The sequence below is a fragment of the Streptomyces sp. NPDC048504 genome, assembly GCF_043200035.1.
GTDB lineage: Bacteria > Actinomycetota > Actinomycetes > Streptomycetales > Streptomycetaceae > Streptomyces.
Window position 1 is genome coordinate 1 of record NZ_JBICXA010000044.1, and the last position, 5276, is coordinate 5276.

Sequence of the window (5276 nt, forward strand, 5' to 3'; positions counted from 1 at the left end):
GCCCGGCATCCGCTGTTTCAGGTGATGTTGACGCTGCAGAACAATGCCCGGGCGGTTGTCGACCTGCCGGGGTTGCAGGCTGCCGGAGTGCCGGCCGGATCTGCCGGGCCGGCGGGGGCGGCAGGGTCGGTGACGGCCAAGTTCGATCTGGATGTCATGGCTTCTGAGGTGTTCGACGCTGAGGGTGCTCCTGCTGGTGTGCGGGGTGTCGTGATCGTGGCTGCGGATGTGTTCGATGCGTCGATGGCTGAGCGGTTCGTGGAGTGGTTGGTGCGGGTGGTCGGGGTGGTGGTGGAGACGCCGGATATCCGGGTGGGTGGGGTGGATGTGCTGGGTGCTGATGAGCGTGGGTTGGTTTTGGGTTGGGCTGGTGTGGGTGGGGATGTGGTGGATGGGTTGGTGGGTGGGGAGGTGGGGTTGGTTGATGGGTTGTCGGTGGTGGAGTTGTTTGAGGCGCAGGTGGTGTGTGATCCGGGTGCGGTGGCGGTGGTGTGTGGGGGGCGGTCGTTGTCGTATGGGGAGTTGAATGCGTGGGCGAATAGGTTGGCGCGGTGGTTGGTGGAGCGGGGGGCGGGGCCGGAGCGGTTTGTGGCGTTGGTGTTGCCGCGGTCGGTGGAGTTGGTGGTTGGGGTGTTGGCGGTGTTGAAGTCGGGGGCGGCGTATGTGCCGGTGGATCCGGAGTATCCGGCGGAGCGGGTGGAGTTTGTGTTGGGTGATGTGCGGCCGGTGGTGGTGTTGGGTGCGGATGATGTTGCTGGTGTTGGGGTGGGGTTGGGGGAGGGGAATTTGGGGGTGGAGGTGTTGCCGGATTCTGCGGCGTATGTGATTTATACGTCGGGTTCGACGGGGCGGCCGAAGGGTGTGGTGGTGTCGCATCGGAATGTGGTGCGGTTGTTCGGGGTGACGCGGGAGTGGTTTGGGTTTGGTCCGGGTGATGTGTGGTCGTTGTTTCATTCGTATGCGTTTGATTTTTCGGTGTGGGAGTTGTGGGGTGCGTTGTTGCATGGTGGGCGGCTTGTGGTGGTGCCGTTTGAGGTGAGTCGGTCGCCTCGGGAGTTTGCGCGGTTGTTGGCGGTGGAGGGGGTGACGGTTTTGAATCAGACGCCGTCGGCGTTTTATCAGTTGATGGCTCAGGAGCGGGATGACTGGGTGGTGCGGTGTGTGGTGTTTGGTGGTGAGGCGTTGGATGTGGGTCGGTTGGAGGGTTGGTTTGCGCGGCATGGGGGTGGGGGGCCGCGGTTGGTGAATATGTATGGGATTACGGAGACGACGGTGCATGTCACGTATGCGCCGGTGGATGGTATGGCGATGGGTGGGAGTGGTCGTGGTGGTGTGATTGGTGTGGGGCTTCCGGATCTTCGGGTGTTTGTGCTGGATGAGTGGTTGCGTCCGGTGCCGGTGGGTGTGGTGGGGGAGTTGTATGTGGCGGGTGCTGGTTTGGCGCGGGGTTATCTGCATCGTGCGGGGTTGACGTCGGGGCGGTTTGTGGCGTGTCCGTTCGGTGGTTGGGGTGGGCGGATGTATCGGACCGGGGACCGTGTGCGCTGGACGGCTGAGGGCCGGCTGGCCTTCGAGGGCCGTGCGGACGAACAGGTGAAGATCCGCGGGTTCCGTGTCGAGCCGGGCGAGATCGAAACGGTGGTGGCCGCGCACCCTCAGGTGGCGCGAGCTGCGGTGATCGCAAGAGAGGACACGCCCGGTGATGTCCGCCTGGTCGCCTACCTCGTACCGACGGACCGGGACGGCGACGCAGGCGACCTTGCCGCCGGGGTAAGGGCGTTCGCGGCTGACCGGTTGCCGGAGCACATGGTGCCCTCGGCCGTCATGACTCTGGAAGCGCTGCCGTTGACGGTGAACGGGAAGCTGGACCGTAAGGCGTTGCCGGCTCCCGAGTTCACGGCGGGTGCGGGGCGTGGTCCGGTGACGGTGCAGGAGGAGATCCTCTGCCAGGCGTTCGCCCAGGTTCTCGGTCTGCCCGCGGTGGGTGTGGACGACGACTTCTTCGCCCTGGGCGGGCATTCACTGCTGGCGGTGTCGCTGGTCGAGCAGCTGCGCAGCCGGGGCGTGTCCGTCTCGGTGCGCGCACTGTTCCAAACACCCACCCCCGCAGGGCTGGCCGCGGTGGCGGCTCCGGACGCTGTCGTGGTCCCGGAGAACCGGATTCCGCAGGGTGCCGAGCGCATCACTCCGGACATGTTGCCGCTGGTTGATCTGGACGCGTCCGAGTTGGCGCACGTCGTTGCGCAGATACCGGGCGGCGCGGCCAACATCGCTGATGTGTATCCCCTGGCGCCTTTGCAGGAGGGTCTGTTCTTCCATCACCTGTTGCAGGCGGATGGAGGCGGTGCGGATGCGTATGTGGTGCCTCGGGTTCTGCGGTTCGACTCGCGCGAGCGGCTGGACGCGTTCCTCGGTGCGCTTCAGCGGGTGGTGGATCGGCATGACATCTACCGCACCGCGGTCGTGTGGGAGCAGTTGCGTGAGCCGGTCCAGGTCGTGGTCCGCCGGGCCGACCTGCCCGTCATCGAAGTCCCTGTCGAGTCACAAGGCACCGCTGCGGTGGAGGAGCTGATCGCGGCGGCCGGTTCTAGCATGGATATCGGCCGTGCCCCGCTGATCGACGTCCACACCGCCACACAACCGGGTGAGGACGGTGGGTGGCTGGCGTTGTTGCGGATGCATCACCTGGTTCAGGACCACACCACGCAGGATGTCCTGCTGGAGGAGATGGGCGCGTTCCTGTCCGGGCGGGAGGACTCCTTGCCGGAGCCGCTGCCGTTCCGGAATTTCGTGGCGCAGGCCCGGCTGGGTGTGACGCGGGAGGAGCACGAGCGGTACTTCGCGGGCCTGTTGGGGGATGTGGAGGAGACCACCGCTCCGTACGGCCTGCTGGACGTGCACGGTGACGGCAGCGGTGTGGTGCGTTCGTATCTTCGGGTCGATGAGGAGGTTGGCCTGCGGGTGCGGGATGTGGCCCGGTCGCTCGGGGTGAGCCCGGCGTCGGTGTTCCATCTGGCGTGGGCGAGGGTGCTGGCCACGGTCAGTGGTCGTGACGATGTCGTGTTCGGCACGGTGTTGTTCGGGCGGATGAACGCGGGTGCGGGTGCGGACCGGGTACCGGGACTGTTCATCAACACGCTGCCGGTCCGGGTCCGCACCGACGCCGTTGGTGTGGGCAGTGCGCTGGAGGGGGTGCGCGACCAGTTGGCGGAGTTGCTGGTGCACGAGCACGCTCCGCTGACCCTGGCGCAGCAGGCCAGCAGCATTCCGAACGGCAGCCCGCTGTTCACCTCACTGTTCAACTACCGGCACGGTCGACGCCCACAGGCGGTCCCCGCACCGAAAGCCGACAACGCGCCTAGAGGCATCAGCACGGTGTCCATACGTGAGGTGACGAACTACCCGGTAACTGTGGCGGTGGATGACCTGGAGTCCCGGTTCGGGTTGACGGTGGACGCGGTGGGGCCGGTCGACGGGCAGGCGGTGTGCCGACTGCTGCACACCTGCCTGGACAACCTCGTGAGCACGCTGGAGGACGACCCCGACGGCCTTCTGTCGGCGGTGGACATCCTCGACGCCACCGAACAGAACCGACTCCTCGAAGACTGGAACGACACCACAACAGAACTGCCGGAGCAGGGTGTTCACACCTTGGTCGCCGAACAGGCGCGGCTGCGTCCGGACGCCGTGGCGGTGGAGTTCGGGGACGCGCAGCTCTCGTACCGGGAGCTGAACGCGCGAGCCAACCAGATCGCGCATGCGCTCATCGCGGCCGGTGTGAGCAGGGGTTTGCTGGTGGGAGTGTGCCTTGAGCGTGGTCCTGATGCAGTAGCCGCATTGTTGGGAGTCTGGAAGGCCGGCGCGGGTTACGTACCGCTGGACACGGACTACCCCTCCGCCCGGTTGGCATCCATGATGCGCGACGCCGACGTCCAGGTCGTCGTCAGCCAGGGAGGACTGGCCGATCTTCTGACGGACTTCGGCGGCGTGGTCGTACCGGTCGAGAGCGTCGATGAATCCTTCCCGAGTGAGGATCCGGCAGTAGCCGTTGCCGCAGGTGACGCCGCCTACGTGATGTTCACGTCCGGATCGGCGGGGCTGCCCAAGGGCGTGATGGTGGAGCACCGTGCCGTGGTGCGGCTGGTGTGGGGTCAGCAGTACGCCGAGTTCAGCGAGCAGAATGTGCACCTCCTGCTGGCACCGCTGGCGTTCGACGCCTCGACCTTCGAGTTGTGGGGCGCACTGGTCCACGGTGGCCGCCTGGTGATCGCTCCTCCTGGTGCCGTGGGCATGGCGGAACTGCGGTCGTTGATCTCGGGTAAGAACATCCGCAACCTGTGGTTGACCGCTGGGCTCTTCAACACGGTCGTCGATGAGGACCCGGGTGTGCTGGCGGGCCTGGCGCGGGTGCTGGTCGGCGGCGAGGCGTTGTCGGTGCGGCATGTGCGAGAGGCGCAGACAGCGGTGCCGGGACTGCGGGTGGTGAACGGGTACGGGCCGACCGAGACCACCACGTTCGCCTGCACGTACGCCATTCCGGAGCTGCCCGAGGACACGCGGTCCGTGCCGATCGGCGCCCCGATCGCGAACACTCAGGTGTACGTCCTGGATGGTGGGTTGCGTCCGGTGCCGGTGGGTGTGGCGGGGGAGTTGTATGTGGCGGGTGCGGGTCTGGCGCGGGGGTATGTGGGTCGTCCGGGGTTGACGGGTGAGCGGTTTGTGGCGTGTCCGTTCGGTGCGGTGGGTGAGCGGATGTATCGGACGGGGGATGTGGTGCGGTGGTCGGCCGGGGGTCGGCTGGAGTATCTGGGGCGTGCGGATGAGCAGGTGAAGATCCGTGGGTTCCGTATCGAGCCGGGTGAGGTCGAGGCGGCACTCGCTGCGCATCCGCAGGTCATGCAGGCGACCGTAATTGCTCGCGAGGACGTCCCGGGGGACAAGCGTCTGGTGGCGTATGTGGTGGGGGAGGCGGTGGAGTCCGAGCTGCGTGAGTTTGTGGGTGAGCGGTTGCCGCAGTTCATGGTGCCATCGGCGGTGGTGGTGCTGGATGCGTTGCCGTTGACGGTGAACGGCAAGCTGGACCGTAAGGCGCTTCCCGCTCCGGAGTATGTGAGCGGCGGAGGCCGGGGCCCGGCGACCGTGCAGGAGGAGATTCTCTGCCAGGCGTTCGCCGAGGTCCTTGGCCTGGATGAGGTGGGGGTTGAGGACGACTTCTTCGCGCTTGGTGGGCATTCGTTGCTGGCGACGCGTTTGGTGAGTCGGGTGCGTGCGGTGCT

At 66.4% G+C, this 5276-nt stretch carries 1 protein-coding gene; it reads left to right on the top strand.

From position 1 onward, the window contains the following. The coding region (locus ACGFY9_RS48840) for an amino acid adenylation domain-containing protein (protein ID WP_393765653.1) at window positions 1–5276 on the top strand (5276 nt) is incomplete at both ends.